Origin of the sequence: Tannerella forsythia, from assembly GCF_001006485.1 — a bacterium.
GTDB lineage: Bacteria > Bacteroidota > Bacteroidia > Bacteroidales > Tannerellaceae > Tannerella > Tannerella forsythia.
In genome coordinates, this window is the sequence record NZ_JUET01000034.1 from 1 (window position 1) to 255 (window position 255).

The 255-nt window shown below is 51.8% G+C and carries 1 pseudogene; it reads left to right on the top strand.

The features are described 5' to 3' along the window. Positions 1–255 (top strand): annotated as a pseudogene (locus Tanf_RS01540) (IS110 family RNA-guided transposase); the annotation flags it as partial.

Here is a 255-nt window from a genome sequence, read left to right on the forward strand (position 1 = left end):
ACGCATACTCAATAAACATGGACGTGAGAGGGTGAAAGCCGCGCTGACAGGCTCGTTCTCAGAAACTGACCTGATTGTTCTCAGACAATTGAAGGAAACACTCGACCTGATCGAAGAACAGACGGCGGACTGTCAGCAAGAACTCGTCCGGCTCTGCAAAGAACATTACCCCAAACCATACGAACGCCTGCAAACCATCCCCGGTGTCAAGGAACGCGCAGCCACGGCAATCATTGCGGAAACAGGGGTTGATAT